Genomic DNA, 14,940 nt, shown 5'->3' with positions numbered 1-14,940 from the left:
GTAATAACTATTAGAAAATAAAGCTAATATAAATGGATTATAAATAATTTGAATAATATGGGGTTCAAACATAAAACTTAACGATGCTATCAAAAGAACCGCTGACACAATATATGTTTTACGAACCGTTGACCTAATCGCAATAAAAGTTAAACAACAAATTACGATAAGGAATGCCACTAATCCCCACAATAAAATCATTCGGATGTATGAGGAATCAATGTAAAAATAGTGATTTTGAAGGCCGCCACTAGCAAACTTATGTCCTTCAGCACCCGCAAATGAATGTTCAATAATCGTTCTACCAAATAAATTTACCCGATACTTTTCAAACGCTTCATGACCTAATGACAATCTGTCTGAAAGCAAAGAGTTCACTTTATAAAGTAAATGGTTAGAGGGAGTATAAAAATATGAAAGAAAGATCATAACCGTTGCTGAAATTGGAGTAGCCATCCACCAAAATGAAGCAATTTTACTAGACAACGGTTTTCTAAAAAAAGCGCGCTGGGTGATTATCATTATCGGAATGACAATCAAAGTTGCAATAAAATCTAATTTTGTATCCGTTAGCCGCATACATACATAATCACCTAAAACAAACAAAAGATAATCACTAATATTCAGACGGCCAAATTTTAAATAACTATAGGCTAATACTAAATATAGATAGTGTGCTGCAATAACAGATGGGTAAAGCATCCCCAGAGAATATCTAGTGGGCCTTAATTCGGAATGATATATAAGATTGGGGATTATTCTAATTAAAGAAAAAGCCACCAATGTCCCCATCAAAATTACTGTTAAGTAAAAATACCAACGAACAATATCTCTAAAATTCACGTTTTTAGCACCAATCATAAATGGCGCAAGGACTAATAAATCAGGATAAGAAGCCTTCCGCCAAACTATTAATCCGATAATCATCGCAATCGAAATTATGAAAAGTTCTTTCTTTTGCCAATGATCTAAAACGTATATTTTAAATAACAGCAATGGTAATGATACATAAGATAATATTCTTAACCAATGATTGTCAATTGTCATTGAGAAAGTTGTTTCACTTAAAAACGTTGGCAAAAAGTAACATAAAAAGGCAACAAAATATATTTGACGACCATTAATGGGCTGATCCCAAAGTTTAACTAAAGAATTGCTCTTTTCCAACTTGCCAACTCCTTTCTAAAAAGGTTTGAATTAATTTCATTACTTATTAAAGACACAGTTCTTTTAGCAAACAAAAGTTACTAAAAGATTACTTACTAACATTAAGCATGCCCTGTAATTTTACGCTTGATAAAATTGCCACCTTTAATTAACCAATTGGTATGTTCCATGAAGACATACTTGGCTTCATAAGTTGAATATTGTGGATTTTGATCTAGCCAAACGTCTAATAGCAATTCACTTAAAAAACCATAAACTCGCTGTTCATAGACGGAATAGGTAGAAATATCAGTTTGCTGTTCGACTTTAGCAAGCACGTCAAACATCCACGTACAATACTCATCTAACGGCTGTCTCTTCATAATAAACATGTTAAACATATGTGCCCATGTTCGCTTCATCACTTTTTTAAAGGAACCATAGTATTCTGGATAATCTTCCTTAATGACTTTTTCCATTACTTCAAACGGTTCATGATGGTGAGCATGCAAATAATGTGACTCATTTGTTTCAATATAATACCGCCGTTTTTCAGGCAAAATAATGTCGTATTTACTTAAAAGCTGTTCAACTTGCTGTGTGCTCAGAACACTTGCCAAATCTTTCTGATGATTTAGGCTTAAATAACGGCGATAGTGAACCAATCCCATCGCATCCAAATCAGTTAGGTTCTTCCATCCCCAATAAATAGCTGTTAATTCGTTGTAAGTTGAGTTTTTGATAGAAATATTGTCGCCTGTATTATCACCTTGAAAAGTCTTATTGACATCAGGATGTAATTCTTTACCAACAAAAACCGGCAGATAAAGTTTATCCGTCGGCATCTGATAATTTTTATGCGCTGCTACTAATACTTTAACGTCCATTGTTCTCCCTTAATAAGCACCATTCGGTTTTATCATAATTAAAACAGTTTTTAACATAATTTTTAAGTCTAGCCAGATTGATCGATGTTTAATATATGTCAGATCTAGCTGTACCATTGTATCAAAGTCAACGTCATTCCTGCCACCTACTTGCCACAAGCCGGTCGCTCCTGGAGTAACCATTAAACGTTGCTTATCATATTTTGAATATTTAGCAACTTCGCTTGGTAGTGGTGGACGAGGACCTACAATGCTCATATCCCCCTTAATGACGTTCACAAGTTGTGGGAGTTCATCCAAACTATATTTTCGGATTACTCTCCCAACCCTAGTTACACGAGGATCATTTTTCATCTTAAACATTGCTCCGTTGATCTCATTTTTAAAACGAAGCTGTTCTAACAATTCATCAGCATTTGAAACCATCGATCTAAATTTAAAAATTTCAAATAGTTTACCATCTTTGCCAACCCGTTCCTGTTTATAGAAGACTGGCCCATGGGGATCATCAATTTTTATACAGATACCGATAATCAAAAGTATAGGACTAATGACCACTAATGCGATGGTAGACATAATAATGCCAAATAATCTTTTAGTAATTCGATACCCGTATTGATGATTTAATTTATTTTCATCAATAATTATTTTCTTATTCATGGTATTTTCTCTCAATTAAATAAACATACTTAATACATAATACCAGTTATTCTTAAAATGAAAAGCAATTTAGCAAAACTTATAGATTAAATAAAAATACCTTCCATTCATTTTCTGAACAGAAAGCATTAACATCTCTTTTAGATACTAATCAAATTTAACTGGACTAAACCAGTAATCAACATAATTCCCTTCACCAGTTGGTTTGTCACTATACCGAGATATAATTTGTAGCTTGTGACCTGTAAATTGACCCGGAACTTCAAACGAAGTACTAAAGCCTGATTTTTCAGAGTCATAAACACCTGGGTAAGCCTTTTGAACATCCGGACGTTCTACAGAAGCAATTACCTTCCGTATAATTTCGCGACCTAATGTGGCATCATAAAGGATAATGAAGTGATATGGTTTCCCAGCACTTTGATCAGTTGCATGCCAACCAGAAACCTTCAATGTGTTCCCGTTAGCAGTAAAACTATCTAAGTTCCCATCATTTTCTGTAAATGTTTTAGGACTAAACCAGATGTCCGTCTTGTTGCCTTCACCATTAGATTGATCACTGTAACGAGAAATAATTTGTATTTCATCACCTGCATATGCCGGATCAAAATCAGTAGTGATATCAAAGCCAGATTTACCTGAATTAGCAATGTTTGGATAAGCCTTTTGAACATCACTCCGGTTAACTGATGGAACTAAGATTCGCTTGATTTCCTTGCCCTTAGTCTTGTCATAAATAATAATAAAGTGATTTTTTTGGTTAACACTAGCATCAGAAGCCTGCCAACCAGAGATATGCAGTTTATTATTTTTAATTTCAAAGGAATCTAAATTACCATTATTAGTATTAAACGTCTTTGGTGCAAACCAATAATCTGTCTTATTTCCTTCCCCATCCAGTTGATCACTGTAACGAGAAATAATTTGGATTTGATCGTTTACTGGTAAATTATTAAGTTTGATATTTAAATTAAATCCTGAATTACCAGCACCATAAATACCATATGCATTAGCTACATCGCTTCGACTGGTAGTATCAACTTTATACCGGCCGATTTCTTGGCCCTTTGTTGCATCATAAACAATAATGAAGTGATATGGTTCATCAATTGAATTATTTGTAGCATGCCAACCAGAAACCTTTAATGTATTAGTGGCAGCATTAATATCAAAATTATCTAAAAATGCAACATTGCTATTTAAATCTACCGGATTGAAATAAATATCTTGACCTCCATCTGGTTCACCATTTGTTTTATATGTGTATCGAGACACAACTTGAATCTGATGGCCAGTTAAATTACTGGAGTATGGGATTTTAATATCAAATCCACCCCATCCCGCAATTTTAAGGTTTGAATATACATTTTGAACATCAGGGCGGTAGTTACCAGCAACTTCGGACCGGTATAGTTCCTGCTTAGTATTAGCATCAATGATAATGATAAAGTGCTTCATTGAAGAATTATAATCATTTGAAGCATGCCAACCAGCTAAATGAAGCTGATCAACATGAACTGAAACATCATCTAAATTACCAGTGTTTGTGACACCCTGAATAGCCTGACGATCCCATTCGGTTAAATTATAACGCTGAATAACAGAATTCAGTGTGGTGGTATAACTAGGGTCAGTTGCATAACCATCCTGCCGAATCAAGCTAGTAACAGTTCGATAATCCTTTTGCCATAAAAGGTTATGGTAACGACTATTGACAGCTAAGAAGCGTCCGTGGTCGTCTACACTTTGAGAATTATTATCATAACGACGGAAAGCTGCATTTACATAGACACTTCGTCCACCATAGACTTCCCGAGTCATCATGTTAATAGACTGACCATTATAACTTCCCTTAATGCCAAATAAATTATGACCTTCAGTACTTAAAGCTGATTGACCCCAACCACTTTCAATGATAGCTTGAGCAGCCGTAACTGACGGTAAAACTCCATAATTTTTCCATCCAGAAAGTGCCCCATCATGGATACTTGCTAAGAAATTAATCTGGGACTGGGATAATCCACTAGTATTAAGACCTTCAGTACCAGAATACTGACCTGATGCATTTTGAGGGCCAGCAGACGTATTGTAATTATTAGGAGAAATAATTGCTTGAACTTCAGAAGGTACTTTTGCATTAGCAGATTTCACAGCATTCTGATCTAAGTCAACTGCTCCCTTTGTAGGGTCAGTATTAGTAACCTGTGCCACCTTTGATTCATCAAATTGTTCCGTAGCAGTGGTAGAAATACTGTTACTTTGAATCATCAAAGTGTTATTATTTTGCTCGTTATTATCATTATTATTTGAGTTTCCATTATTACCATTACTGTTTCCAGCACTAGCACTTATGGTCGTTTGATTTTGTGTAGTATCAGTCGTCGTATCCGCATGTGCTTGTCCATGAAACATGAAAAGCGAAGCACTAAAAGTAAAAATTACTGGTAAGATAACCTTAATTGATTTACTTTTTTTATTTTGATTTACCATTACTTGGAAAATACTCCTTTTTTGCTATACAAAATTTAATCATTTATTCAATAATTATTTAGTTCTTACGTACAAAATGTATCATAACACTTCGTTATTACATTCTCTTTACAAACAGATGTTATCTCAAATTCAATAACATCACTTTCATTTATATCTCTAATCGCCTTAAAAATAAAGCAATTTATCAATCATTAACGTTATGTTCCGTAATCCAATCATCAATATCATCTAGGTCAAATCCCTTGCGATACAAGTTTTGTTTGATCTTCATTTGGCGTTCATATCCCTGATATTGGCGATATTTTTTAACTGCTTTTTCCGCCTGCAAATTTAATAATTCATTTTGTTGTGTCAGGTCTTCAGCTGGTTCTACTTCGTCTTTCACCATGTTAAAAATGTCAGCCTGGTACCCATTTGTGATTAATCCTTGCCGTACTTTTTCTTCCCGCCGGCGCGTTGGTTGTGCATGATATCGTCTAAATAGTTTCTGCGCTAGCTTAGTGGCATTCTCAATTTGCCGTTCTTCTGTAAATTGTTGTAAAGAATCATCAATATCAAGCTCGCCCACGCCCTTGAAGCGTAGTTTTTGTCGAATCACGCCTGGGCCCTTTAATTCTGTCCGCATCACCGTCCGCACATAACTAGCAGCATAGTTATGATCATCTAATAATCGTTCGTAACGTAACTTCTTTAAAACTGGTTCAATATATTCCTCAGGGATATGCAGGTCGTGCATTTTTTGAACCACTTCTTGTTCAGTACGTAATTGATGGGACAAATAATCCAACATCCGCCCATACGCCTTCGCTATTTGGTCATCAGTCGTAATCTCAGCAATTTGAGCCGCATCTAATTCCATGCCTTTCATTAACCGGAATTTTATCAGCACACTCTCCGCTACTGGAAAAGCAAATTGCCCATCCATATAGACGTTATAGCGCCCCTGATGCTTTTGTGCTTCAATTTTGGTAATCTTTTTTGACATTTTTTAAATTTCTCCGTGTACTTTTCCGTTCTCATTTCGTTATTAGTATATGTAAGACGTGATCACACTTACTAAATAACATTGAGGAGTTTGAATAATGCAACATCAATTTAAGTCTAACAAGTTACAAGTCAAGGTTACGAGCACCACTCATCCAGATGGGATCATCCGGACGTTTAACAACGTTTGCGCTAACCCAACAGATGATCAAATTACTACCTTTATTGACGCTGTAATGACTTTAACAGGTGAAACTGTTCAAAGTATTACACTCACTAACTCTCAACTCATCGCGCAGGACTAGGAGGTAACCATTTATGAAAACTTTAAACTTATCATTCAAAGGTAGCTTAGGCAAAGGACATGTGCTAAAAATCAACTACGCTAATGATCAATTAGACGAAAGTACTGTCCGCGCAGCCATGCAAAAGATTGTCGACAGTAAGTTATTCGGCAAAGATGACGATGTGCTATACATTCGTCCAGCATCCGCTAAGTACGTTACTACTACTGATGAAATTATCTTTAAAGAGGCTCAACCACAAGCATAGCTCATAACATCGAAGGCCAGGCATTGCCTGGCCTTTTTTTATTTATCCTGTTTTCTTGTATCACGAATCCATTGAATTAAGTGCCGGCGTTCTCTAATTTCTCCTTCATGTTCTTCTTGCAATGTAGCATTGATCGTTGCCCCAATCATGACCAGCATTCCAGAAAAATCTAACCAGATCATCATAGCAATGAAAGCCCCGATGGTACGATACGATGTAATTCGCCTGTTAAGCAGTTGTGCATACATCGAAAATACTCGTGACAAGCCCATCCAGAGAAGGGCTACAATGATGGCTCCCACGACCACATACCGCAGTCTAACCCGCGCATTGGGGACAAAATAATATAGCAGGGTAAGCGCAATAAATAAGCTCAGGAAGGTTACTGGCCACTTTAACTGGGCAAACGTTCGAATATATGAAACGTTAAAATGAAAGATAGGCTGCAGTTTTTGCAGAATATCTTCACCTAGCCCATAGGTCAAGGCCAACAAGAACAAGATTAGAATCACTACCAACATCCAAATAAAAGAAACGGTCCGGTTGATAATGGGATTCTGGTTTTCTGCCACCCCATAGGCATGGTTAACACTCCGTTGAAACGCCGCAATTCCTTGACTAGTAGACCAGAGTGCAATAATTGCTCCAGTGGTTAACATTCCACCACTACCGTTACTTAAAAAATCATAAACGATCGGTTTGATAAATGAAAACACAGAGGATGGTACCGCCGTCTGCAGATAGCTCAGGACCGTATCAGCATTAACCCCCACCATTGGCAACAAGTTACCCACCACTAGGATGGCAGGAAAAATAGACAATAAAGTATAGTATGCTAAAACGGCAGCCGATGCGGATATTTGCGCCATTTGAAAATGGTGTAAAAAGACTGCCATAAATTGTCTTAACTTACTCGATTGCCGTTCCATACTTTGCCTTCCAAATCATGACCACCCGTAAAACGGGTGGTTTGCACAGCGGCTATAAGCCGCAAAAACTAGCCAGCGTCTCAAGGCGCTGGCTTTTCTCTTTCGTTCAAGCCAAAATGCTCTGACTACTTTGCGCCCACTTTCAGTGGTATTCGTATTACTTTACTTACCCTTAAAAGGGTCAGAGTATTCTACTGTGGTCAATTTATCTATGGCTTGATCATGCTTTTCTTGATCGCGAATATACTTGCGAATCGTAGATTCGTTTAGTCCAACCGTACTGACATAATAACCTTCAGCCCAAAAATGACGATTGCCAAATCTGTACTTTAAATTTGCATGATGATCAAACATCATTAATGCACTCTTACCTTTTAAGTAACCCATAAATTGAGCAACACTTAACTTAGGTGGAATACTTACTAACAAATGTACATGATCAGGCATTAAATGTCCTTCTATAATCTCTACGCCTTTATATTTACATAGTAGTTTCAAGTAATCTTTTAAATCTCGACGATATTGATTGTAAATTACTTTCCGTCTATACTTTGGTATGAATACAATATGGTATTTACATAACCACTTTGTATGCGCAAGGCTATTTAATTTATTAGCCATTTTTTGTTTACCTCTTTTCCCTTCTTGATTTTGGCTTGAACACCTACATCTTAAGGCAAAAGAGCTATTTATTTATATAATTTTGCCCACCCGCATAGCGGGTGGTTTTTTGTTTCGTACGTGCGCATTGCTTACGTACTCAACTAGGTCTAAAGACATTAATAATTAAAGATGCGTCCATTTTAACATGAACGCATCTTTTTTGTGAATTACTTTAGAACGTCTTACTCACTCTTTTGAAAAAAAGAACTTTCTAAATAATGTTTACCTGATGTCATATCGTATTGAACCAATAAATAATCTTTCCATAATTGTTTTTGCTTTTTAGTAAGATGCTTAGATGAAACTATCTCACCTTTTTCATTTACAAATTGTGGTGATGAATGATATTCATTTGCGGTTGAAGTGTTTGTTTTTAGTGAAACAGCTGGTAATTTTCTGTGCACCATTGTTAATAAAGCAATATATGGTGTCACTTTTGAGTTTGTTTGTTGCGCAACCATCGATATAAAATCATTAGGTCCAACAACATTATCTGAATCAATCTTCTGCTTGGCACCATTTCGACGGGCTGCAGGATTAGAATAAATAAAATAGTCCGTTTCATGCAATTTAAGGCCATATTTATTCATATCATTTGCATAAATTCCTGGTAAATGATCACCATAGAAAACGATTGTAATTGGTTGCGGCATTTTATTAATTTTATGAATAAATTCTTTCAATGCTAAATCTGTATAATGTAGTCCCATTGCATATTGGGCAACTGTTTCCGGATCTGTTGATGCTTTCTTAATAAATGCCTGGTATTTGTTAGCACCATTGTAAAAGTGTTCCGTATAAGGAAAGTGGTTCTGCATTGTTACTAAGCTAATAAATTGTGTCCTTGTATATGAATTTAACTTATCAATAGTATTAGCATAGGAAGTATAGTCTGATAAATAAGGACTTCGATCAATCTTCTTTTGATGGCGAATTTTATATTTACTACCTAAATGAATGAACTTGTCAAAACCAAATTTCTTATAAACAGTCGTTCTACTATAAAAAGTACCAACATATGGGTGAATCACTGATGATTCATGGAATAATTGATTAAATGACCATGGATGATTGCTGAATGGTACCAATTGGGTAAATGGAGTAACCAGCGTTGGCGAAAAATTGGCTAGTACCAATCCAGTTAAGGACATATATTCCATATTAGCCGTTCCTCCACCATACCCCGAGCTAATCATTAAACCACTGGTTGTCGACTTTTTCATAGACTTTACAAATGGCATTGGATCAGCTTTTAGTTTAATTCCAGGAACCCGTTCTGGATTAGAATAACTCTCACTTAAATTCAAAATGATAGTTTGCTTGTTTAAATCATTTGATCGTGCCTTATTAATAGAACGTGCAGACAACCGATAACGTTCCATAATTTTTTCCATTGTAAATCTTGAATAATCACTTGGCTTATCCATTACCTTTATATCAACATTATTCATAAATTGAATTAATGGACCATTTAACCGTGACCCGCTTAATTGGTTATAAGGCATTGGTTGATCATTCATTCCCGCCATAAAGGATTGGATTGGTGTTCCCTCATGGTTCCAAAACAAACAACTACCATAAATTAAAATTGCTACTCCGATATATACTAATCTGCTTAACAAACTTAATTGTCTGAAAACATATTTATGATTTAAGAAAATAATCACAATACATAAACATATAATCACAACCAACGATGATAATAGTATTACCGGATTAACCATTTTAATCAAACTTGAATAAGCTTGATACATTACAACTTCTGACGGAAGAATAGGTTCATTACGCGCGTTGATTTTAATTATATTAGATATAATCCAAACAATATAAAAGATTAAAGTAATCCCAATCCCCCACCAAAAACGATTGGTTAACGCCTGGAAAAATTTAAACATTATCCAAACTAAAAGCGTAGTTAATAATATTAAAGATTGCCGATTAAAAAAGGTAAAAATGAAAACATTATAAGTTCGATCTACATTCGGAGTTATATGTAGACTGTTATTCATTACCAAAAATGAACAAATGGAAACAATATAAATAACTACCAGCGCAACAAGGTCGTAACTATATTTTTGCCAAATTATTTTTAGCCCTTTTATCAAACCACCAGGGTGCTGCAAAGATTCAACGTTATAGGAATATCGTTTATATACATTAGTTTCTGCAACACGATGTATAAGCTTTGCAAAATAAAAGCTTATCACTAATAACAAAATAACTGACAAAGCCATAAACGAATATCTAAATAATCCACTCTTAAAATGACCATTTAATACCGCAATAAAATTGTTAACCATCGTTGGATAGGTACCAAATATCATAAATAATAAAATAAAATAATACTTAACAATATCAAATTTTTGCCTAATTAACGTAAAAATACCGACCGCAATCAAAACCGTGAGTATATTAGAAGGATTAGAAAAACGACTTGCGCTCCTAAAACCATCATTATAAGATAATGAAATTTTGGGCATAATCCCAGCCAAAATAATATTTGCTAAAAATAATAAACCGATTTTAACTTTAGACCTCTTCATTCTCGTTGAAAATTTAAAATCAAAAAGGAATCCTCCTAAAACCATCAAGAATAATGATAATGAAAGGTTATAGGTGTTTGTACCCCCCCCAGATATCAATATTAAATAAGGAACTGGCACCTAGTCCCAAAATAATGGTCAATGCCAATTGATACCGATCATGTTGTTGTAATTTAGTTATTGATGGCAAAAAATATCTGCCAAGAATCACTGCCATAACTAGTGGAACAATATTTCGTGTTAAAGGAAAGAACGTATTGATCAAATCTGCAAATGAAAATTGTTGTTTCCACAATAAATTAATTATTGTTTCTACTCCCCCTATAGCAATCACTAAAAGCCAGCTGTTTATTACTACAACAAACTGGCTCCTTTGTTGAGCAAAGTTTTGTCCCATTTTTAATAATACGAAGGTTGTCACCACATTTAATAGAACATGGACAATTTGTATTACCGTCATTTTTGAATCGTTTGCTGCATAATATAAAAAAGGTAATTGAGGATTCCATAGCCAACTATTAAGAATCATTAACCCTAAGCTAAAGTTAAGGATTAATAATGAAACTTTCTTTGAATTCATAACTTGATTTCTCCATTAAAAAAACTCCACGTTCGGGAATTACCTCAAGGCAACCCCTTTTATGTGGAGGTATGATCTATATACATATTACCGCTAGCTATATTGTTAAACAAGATTGCTATCAAAATAAAAACTATAATTTTTATTTCTCTTCGTACTGATTAGCAACCTTCAGTGCAATGTCTGAATAATGCTTCAGATCCCTTGCATATTCATCATCATACATATACTTAGCATCCGCTTCTGGATCCTGGGAAGTCAAAATCTTTGGCCCATCATCAGTAATGACCAAAGTATGTTCATATTGGCAAGACCAACCACCATCCGCGGTTTTGGCCAACCAACCATTAGGATCACTAGTATCAGCTTCCCAAGTACCGGTATTAATCATTGGTTCTACCGTAATGGTCATTCCCTTGCGCAGACGAATCCCTTGGCCGTGTTCACCATAATGTGGCACCATTGGATCTTCGTGCATGGTTGGTTGAATCCCATGACCAACGAATTCCCGTACGTCACCATAACCATTCTCATCTTCCGTGTAATGTTGAATAACCGCACCAATGTCACCGATCCGGTTACCAGGGACACATTGGTCAATGCCCATATACAAAGCCTTTTTAGTGACATCCATTAACTTCTTGATTTCTGGTTTAACTTCGCCAACCGCATAGGACCAGCATGAATCGGAAAATGCCCCATCCACACTCACAACGGTATCAATCTTTACTAAGTCACCGTCTTTTAAAATTAACTTCTTCCGCGGAAAGCCGTGACAAATTTCGTCATTGACACTGACACAGGTCGCATACTTGTACCCTTCAAAACCAATTTGTTCTGCTTTAGCACCAGCTGCTTTAAAGTACTTCCGCGCAAATTCTTCAATGACCCATGAGGAAATTCCTGGACGCACAATCTTTTGTAAGCCGATATGCAAACCTGCTAAAGCAGCACCAGCAACTTCCATCGCACGGATTTCCCGTGGTGATTTAAGACTAATCATTCATATTACCCCTTATTTAAAATCTCACTAATATAGTATATCACTATCCGCAACCCACCGCTTTTGTGATATACTAGCCTGTGCATTTAACTGGAACGGAGGAATTATCATGAAAGCAGTTGTTGTTTTTGCCACCATCACTGGTAATAACGAGGATGTGGCTGACATTGTGACTGATGCTTTAGAAGATCACGGTGTTGAAGTAGAAGAAAATGAAATGACGATGGCAGACGTTGCTGATTTTGCCGACGCTGATATTTGTGTCGTTTGTCCATATACATACGACGAAGGGGCTTTGCCAGACGAAGGATTAGATTTCTTTGATGACCTTCAAGAAGCAGATTTAAAGGGTAAAGTCTATGGTGTCGCTGGTTCTGGCGATACTGCCTATGCCGATGACTTCTGCGTTGCCGTCGACAAGTTTGGTGAAGCTTTCGCCAAAGCTGGCGCTACCAAGGGAGCTGACAATGTTCACATTAATTTAGCTCCAGATGAAGATGACATTAAAACTCTTGATCAATTTGTCGCTGATTTAGTTAAGAAAGCTCAGTAGGTAATTGCTAATGATAAAACAGCTATGGGATAAATATAAACAGGTTGTTGCCTACCTTTTCTGGGGTGTCATCACAACCGTTGTCAACATTGCTTCCTATCAATGGTTAAGTACCGGTCTGCACTGGAATTACGAAGTAGCAACCGTAATCGCCTGGTTTGTATCAGTACTGGTCGCTTTCTTCACTAATAAGGTCTGGGTCTTTGGCTCACCTTACACTACGTGGAAAGCCTTTTGGATTGAAATTGTAGAATTCTTCTTTTACCGTGGTGTGACCCTATTAATGGATATGGCATTCATGTGGTTAGCGTTAAGTGTTCTAGGAATGCGGTCGCCAATCCAACAATTAATCGCGAAAACTTTAGATAACGTGGTGGTCGTTGTCGCTAATTACATTTTCTCAAAATGGCTAATTTTCAAAAGCAATGATAAGGTTAAGTAGTATTAACTACACAAGCCCCGTTGTGTTCCATTCGAACACAGCGGGGCTTTTTTTGTTATTTACGGTTAAAATTGAGGTCCCAAGCGGCAATCTTGGTATAACCATAGATTTGTCTTCAGAATTCACGTTTAATAATGTCCACAATTTTATCCGCTGCATGACCATCTCCAAAGATCTGTCCACCAGACGTCATTTGATTATAGTATTTCTTATCATTAAGCAATGAGAACACGGCCTGTTGAATACTCGTTGGGTCGGTACCAACTACCTTAGCCGTTCCAGCTTGGATGGCTTCCTGCCGTTCCGTATTTTTACGCAATAACAGTACCGGCTTATGAAAGACAGAGGCCTCTTCAACAGTTCCGGCTGAATCCGTCAGAATGAATTTGCTGCGGGCAGCGGTGTTCAAAAAGTCGCCTAAATCCATCAATGGCAATACATGAATGCGATCACGGTTAGATAGAATCTCGGTTGCAATCCCAAAAGCGGCTGAATCAGTTGCTACCGGACAAATCAGTTCTAAGTTTGGGTTCGTCTCAATCACATCACGCATCGTTCGGAAAACCCGCTCCATAGGTAAACCAGTGTTTTCTACCCGTCCCATCGTCAGCAATGCAAACTCATGGTTTTCTGGAATTGTATCCAGCAGCTTGCTTTGATAATTAGGATCGTAGTATTGCGTAACCGTATCAACAATGGTATTTCCAGTCACAAAAATGCGCTCTGGAGCTATGCTTTCATTGATCAAGTTTTCCCGTGCTTGCTCGGTTGGTGCAAAAAAGACATCACTTAGCGTGTCCGTTAAGTGACGCTGCATTTCATCAGGAAATGGATTCAGCTTATCATAAGTTCGCAGTCCCGCTTCAACGTGGGCGACAGGAATTTGATTATAAAACGCGGCTAAACTAGCTGAAAGCGTGGTAATCGTATCACCCAACACCATCAACATATCTGGTTGAGCGGCACTAATCACCGTTTGAACATTGTGCAATAGTTGGCTCAATTGCTCAATCATACCAATTTCCGCACTTGATTTGACATTTAGATCGAAGTCGGATTCAATGCCAAGAAAACTCATTGCTTGGTGAAGCTGTTGATACTGTTTTGAAGCAACGACAATCACTGGCTCAAACGTATCTGGATCTTGCTTCATCAACTTAATGATGGGGGCCATTTTGATCACTTCGGCTCGGGTCCCAAACAAGGTCATAATCCGCAGTTGTCCCATAATGTCGTCGCTCCTTTCTTAAGAAAAATTTCATAATTAATTGTACCGCAATTTATTTCACAAAACTACTGTCCAAAATTGAGAAAAAGATGATGATTCTATGAACTTATTGTTAATTTGAAACACAACCAAAAACGACCATTAGCAGATTGCTAATGGTCGCTTTTGTATTGGCTCTACATCATTTAGTGTTGGTTTAACAAAATCGTGAAATTTTCGCTAAATTGGTATAGTTTTACGAGTTACATACTTTTAGGGTATGTGACTCTTTTATTTT

15 protein-coding genes are annotated in these 14,940 nt (G+C 36.5%); 4 read left to right on the top strand and 11 right to left on the bottom strand.

Annotated features, from left to right (window positions below; genetic code table 11):
• The 5 genes from H5975_RS05110 to recX form a co-directional block, all read right to left on the bottom strand.
• On the bottom strand, nucleotides 1-1,167 hold a 1,167-nt coding region (locus H5975_RS05110; protein ID WP_204785160.1), incomplete at its 3' end, for a polymerase.
• 101 nt (nucleotides 1,168-1,268) lie between these two features.
• The gene (locus H5975_RS05105; RefSeq protein ID WP_204785159.1) at nucleotides 1,269-2,033 is read right to left on the bottom strand and encodes a DUF4422 domain-containing protein; all 765 of its coding nucleotides are present in this window, start codon (nucleotides 2,031-2,033) and stop codon (nucleotides 1,269-1,271) included.
• Nucleotides 2,034-2,042: 9 nt separating this feature from the next.
• On the bottom strand, nucleotides 2,043-2,693 hold the full coding sequence (locus H5975_RS05100) for a sugar transferase (RefSeq protein ID WP_204785158.1): 651 nt from the start codon (nucleotides 2,691-2,693) through the stop codon (nucleotides 2,043-2,045).
• 147 nt (nucleotides 2,694-2,840) lie between these two features.
• Nucleotides 2,841-5,183 (bottom strand): glycoside hydrolase family 73 protein, encoded by a 2,343-nt coding sequence (locus tag H5975_RS05095; RefSeq protein ID WP_204785157.1) that lies wholly within the window; start codon nucleotides 5,181-5,183, stop codon nucleotides 2,841-2,843.
• A gap of 187 nt (nucleotides 5,184-5,370) precedes the next feature.
• Nucleotides 5,371-6,171 carry a recombination regulator RecX gene (gene recX, locus H5975_RS05090; protein ID WP_204785156.1) on the bottom strand — a complete coding sequence of 267 codons (801 nt, stop codon included), beginning with the start codon at nucleotides 6,169-6,171 and terminating at the stop codon, nucleotides 5,371-5,373.
• 97 nt (nucleotides 6,172-6,268) lie between these two features.
• Between recX and H5975_RS05085 the strand changes: the two genes are divergently transcribed.
• Both H5975_RS05085 and H5975_RS05080 read left to right on the top strand, forming a co-directional pair.
• On the top strand, nucleotides 6,269-6,475 hold the full coding sequence (locus H5975_RS05085; RefSeq protein WP_204785155.1) for a hypothetical protein: 207 nt from the start codon (nucleotides 6,269-6,271) through the stop codon (nucleotides 6,473-6,475).
• A 13-nt stretch (nucleotides 6,476-6,488) separates the two neighbouring features.
• Nucleotides 6,489-6,722 carry a DUF2922 domain-containing protein gene (locus H5975_RS05080; RefSeq protein ID WP_204785154.1) on the top strand — a complete coding sequence of 78 codons (234 nt, stop codon included), beginning with the start codon at nucleotides 6,489-6,491 and terminating at the stop codon, nucleotides 6,720-6,722.
• 38 nt (nucleotides 6,723-6,760) lie between these two features.
• On the opposite strand, the gene H5975_RS05075 is transcribed toward H5975_RS05080, so the two are convergent.
• The 5 genes from H5975_RS05075 to map form a co-directional block, all read right to left on the bottom strand.
• Nucleotides 6,761-7,651: a YihY/virulence factor BrkB family protein gene (locus tag H5975_RS05075; protein WP_204785153.1), complete on the bottom strand. Its 891-nt coding sequence runs from the start codon at nucleotides 7,649-7,651 to the stop codon at nucleotides 6,761-6,763.
• Nucleotides 7,652-7,813: 162 nt separating this feature from the next.
• Nucleotides 7,814-8,272 carry an IS200/IS605 family transposase gene (gene tnpA, locus H5975_RS05070; RefSeq protein WP_204785152.1) on the bottom strand — a complete coding sequence of 153 codons (459 nt, stop codon included), beginning with the start codon at nucleotides 8,270-8,272 and terminating at the stop codon, nucleotides 7,814-7,816.
• A 224-nt stretch (nucleotides 8,273-8,496) separates the two neighbouring features.
• On the bottom strand, nucleotides 8,497-10,977 hold the full coding sequence (locus H5975_RS09075) for a sulfatase-like hydrolase/transferase (RefSeq protein WP_204785151.1): 2,481 nt from the start codon (nucleotides 10,975-10,977) through the stop codon (nucleotides 8,497-8,499).
• Nucleotides 10,925-11,437: a hypothetical protein gene (locus H5975_RS05060; RefSeq protein ID WP_204785150.1), complete on the bottom strand. Its 513-nt coding sequence runs from the start codon at nucleotides 11,435-11,437 to the stop codon at nucleotides 10,925-10,927. Before H5975_RS05060 ends, H5975_RS09075 begins: the two co-directional genes overlap by 53 nt.
• Before the next feature lie 142 nt (nucleotides 11,438-11,579).
• Complete coding sequence (gene map / locus H5975_RS05055; RefSeq protein WP_204785149.1) at nucleotides 11,580-12,440, bottom strand: type I methionyl aminopeptidase; 861 nt, start codon at nucleotides 12,438-12,440, stop codon at nucleotides 11,580-11,582.
• Between the two features lie 106 nt (nucleotides 12,441-12,546).
• On the opposite strand from map, the gene H5975_RS05050 reads away from it, so the two are divergent.
• Nucleotides 12,547-12,993, top strand: coding sequence for a flavodoxin (locus tag H5975_RS05050; protein WP_204785161.1), 447 nt, complete (start codon nucleotides 12,547-12,549; stop codon nucleotides 12,991-12,993).
• A gap of 10 nt (nucleotides 12,994-13,003) precedes the next feature.
• On the top strand, nucleotides 13,004-13,435 hold the full coding sequence (locus tag H5975_RS05045; protein WP_204785148.1) for a GtrA family protein: 432 nt from the start codon (nucleotides 13,004-13,006) through the stop codon (nucleotides 13,433-13,435).
• Between the two features lie 115 nt (nucleotides 13,436-13,550).
• On the opposite strand, the gene wecB is transcribed toward H5975_RS05045, so the two are convergent.
• Nucleotides 13,551-14,663 carry a non-hydrolyzing UDP-N-acetylglucosamine 2-epimerase gene (wecB, locus tag H5975_RS05040; RefSeq protein WP_204785146.1) on the bottom strand — a complete coding sequence of 371 codons (1,113 nt, stop codon included), beginning with the start codon at nucleotides 14,661-14,663 and terminating at the stop codon, nucleotides 13,551-13,553.
• Between the last annotated feature and the right edge of the window lie 277 nt (nucleotides 14,664-14,940).

This window comes from Limosilactobacillus coleohominis, from assembly GCF_016901675.1.
GTDB lineage: Bacteria > Bacillota > Bacilli > Lactobacillales > Lactobacillaceae > Limosilactobacillus > Limosilactobacillus intestinavium.
The sequence above is the reverse complement of the archived record's forward strand: the minus strand, read 5'-3'. Positions and strand labels throughout refer to the sequence as shown.

What these genes read in the sequence shown, in the direction of transcription:
- H5975_RS05105 (WP_204785159.1), bottom strand. Translation starts at nt 2,033, where the DNA reads ATGGACGTTAAAGTATTAGTAGCAGCGCATAAAAATTATCAGATGCCG.
- H5975_RS05100 (WP_204785158.1), bottom strand. Translation starts at nt 2,693, where the DNA reads ATGAATAAGAAAATAATTATTGATGAAAATAAATTAAATCATCAATAC.
- H5975_RS05095 (WP_204785157.1), bottom strand. Translation starts at nt 5,183, where the DNA reads ATGGTAAATCAAAATAAAAAAAGTAAATCAATTAAGGTTATCTTACCA.
- recX (WP_204785156.1), bottom strand. Translation starts at nt 6,171, where the DNA reads ATGTCAAAAAAGATTACCAAAATTGAAGCACAAAAGCATCAGGGGCGC.
- H5975_RS05085 (WP_204785155.1), top strand. Translation starts at nt 6,269, where the DNA reads ATGCAACATCAATTTAAGTCTAACAAGTTACAAGTCAAGGTTACGAGC.
- H5975_RS05080 (WP_204785154.1), top strand. Translation starts at nt 6,489, where the DNA reads ATGAAAACTTTAAACTTATCATTCAAAGGTAGCTTAGGCAAAGGACAT.
- H5975_RS05075 (WP_204785153.1), bottom strand. Translation starts at nt 7,651, where the DNA reads ATGGAACGGCAATCGAGTAAGTTAAGACAATTTATGGCAGTCTTTTTA.
- tnpA (WP_204785152.1), bottom strand. Translation starts at nt 8,272, where the DNA reads ATGGCTAATAAATTAAATAGCCTTGCGCATACAAAGTGGTTATGTAAA.
- H5975_RS05060 (WP_204785150.1), bottom strand. Translation starts at nt 11,437, where the DNA reads ATGAATTCAAAGAAAGTTTCATTATTAATCCTTAACTTTAGCTTAGGG.
- map (WP_204785149.1), bottom strand. Translation starts at nt 12,440, where the DNA reads ATGATTAGTCTTAAATCACCACGGGAAATCCGTGCGATGGAAGTTGCT.
- H5975_RS05045 (WP_204785148.1), top strand. Translation starts at nt 13,004, where the DNA reads ATGATAAAACAGCTATGGGATAAATATAAACAGGTTGTTGCCTACCTT.
- wecB (WP_204785146.1), bottom strand. Translation starts at nt 14,663, where the DNA reads ATGGGACAACTGCGGATTATGACCTTGTTTGGGACCCGAGCCGAAGTG.